The sequence below is a fragment of the Dietzia sp. B19 genome, from assembly GCF_014145155.1.
In the GTDB taxonomy this organism is placed as follows: Bacteria; Actinomycetota; Actinomycetes; order Mycobacteriales; family Mycobacteriaceae; genus Dietzia; species Dietzia natronolimnaea.
In genome coordinates this window covers 1-1,663 of the sequence record NZ_JAALED010000120.1, presented here as the reverse complement: position 1 = coordinate 1,663, position 1,663 = coordinate 1, and the positions used below count along the sequence as shown (strand labels likewise).

Sequence of the window (1,663 nt, the reverse complement as noted above, 5' to 3'; positions counted from 1 at the left end):
GGCCGGCTCGGGTGCCGGCTGGGGTGCCGGCGCCTCACCCGGCGTGACGGGTCCCGTCCACGCCCCGAGCTCCTCGCGCGTCCCGGCGAAGACGTTGAGGTCCACGGGGCCGGAGAAGCCCGGCACCTCGCCGGTCTCCGAGTTCTGCCAGAACAGCCACTCGCTCCAGCCACCGATCACGGGGAGCGTGGGCTCCGGCACCCCGTATTCGGCCAGCCACAGCGGGTACTCGGAGAACCGGGTGGTGTTGGCCATCCGGTCGATCCAGAAGAAGCGGTACGTGTAGATGATCGGGGTCCGCCCGGTGAGGTGCTGGAGTTCGGTGAGGAAGACGTGCGTCCACTCGATCAGCTCCTCCGGGTTCTTGCCCTCGTCGGTCTCGATGTCGAGCACCGGCGGCAGCTGGGCGCCTCCCACGGACTGCAGGCGGGTGGCGAAGGCGCGGGCCTGGACCGCGGGATCCATCGCGGGGCGGGCCTTGTGGTAGCTGCCCACGGCCATGCCGGATGCCCGGGCCTGCTCGACGTCGGCCTCGTAGTAGCGGTTCGCGGGGCCGGTGCCCTCGGTGGCCTTGATAAAGGCGAAGGACTGGCCGGACGCGGCGGCCGCGTGCCAGTCGACCGGCGCGCCGTGCGGGTGTTGCCAGCTCGAGGAGTCGACGCCGCGGGCCAGGCCGTCGAAGACGGGGGAGAGGGGGATGACGGCGTCGGCCCGGGGGGATATGACGACGACGAGGAGTCCGAGAGCCAGGGCCGCCGCGGAGGCGAGGGCCACGAGAAGGCGGGGGAGAAGGGCACGGCGGGCTGGCTGACCGGCTGGTGTCATGGGGTGAGTATCAATTAGTAACACCTGTCACACAAGCAACTCGCGCAACTTCGCTGGGATTTCTTCGCCCAGCACCGGCGCGACGGGGGTGGCGTGGGTCACGGATCCGTCACAACCGGTAACACGCTGTCCCACTGGTGCGATCAGGTGTTTTCCCGCCTCTATTGTTGGAGTCGCCCCACCGTTCCAGTCGGGAGTCCCCTCGTGTCCGATGCAGTAGATTGTTCGACCCCTCGCTACCGTCACGACCTCGTCGCCGAAGTCGACGGTCCGGCCGATGACGCGGTTCTCGAGGTGTCCGTGGTCGAGAAGGCGGTGCTCGACGAGAACGGTGCCGGGCGCGGGGTGCCCGAGCTCGTCCTGCGGACGGGTGTCGACGGCATCGCGCTCACGGATCGCGACCAGGTTCTCCGTCTCCAGGCAGTGATCAACCGGGCCGTCAACCAGTGGCGCGACGCCGCCTCGCACCTGCCCTGAGCGCTCGCTCGATCCCGCCTACTCGACCCTGATCCCCGCTTCGCCGATCAGTGCCAGTCCGACCCCGACGACCTGCTCCGGCGAGATGATCGCCCCCCGGAGCGCGGACGCCCCCCGCACGTCCTCCAACTCGGCACCCCTCAGGTCCGCCGCGGTGAACGTGGCCCGGTCGAGGCTCGCGCCCCGCAGGTCGGCGCCGTCGGTCGACAGGTCCGCCACCCGCGCCTCCAGCAGGTCCGCCTGCCTGCAGCGGGTGGCGGACAGGCGCACCCTCTGGAGCCGGGCCATCCGCAGGTTGATCATGTCGGCGTGGCAGTCCTCGAAGGACACGTCGGTCAGTCTGGCGTCGGACAGGACCAGG

At 70.2% G+C, this 1,663-nt stretch carries 3 protein-coding genes; 1 reads left to right on the top strand and 2 read right to left on the bottom strand.

Going from position 1 to position 1,663, the window contains the following annotated elements; translation table 11 throughout:
• Positions 1-825: glycoside hydrolase family 25 protein (locus G6020_RS04650; protein ID WP_182609828.1), on the bottom strand; the 825-nt coding region annotated here is incomplete at its 3' end.
• 204 nt (positions 826-1,029) lie between these two features.
• Here G6020_RS04650 and G6020_RS04645 point away from each other — a divergent pair.
• Positions 1,030-1,302, top strand: coding sequence for a hypothetical protein (locus G6020_RS04645; protein WP_179523592.1), 273 nt, complete (start codon positions 1,030-1,032; stop codon positions 1,300-1,302).
• An 18-nt stretch (positions 1,303-1,320) separates the two neighbouring features.
• Here G6020_RS04645 and G6020_RS04640 read toward each other — a convergent pair.
• On the bottom strand, positions 1,321-1,663 hold a 343-nt coding region (locus G6020_RS04640), incomplete at its 5' end, for a pentapeptide repeat-containing protein (protein WP_182609827.1).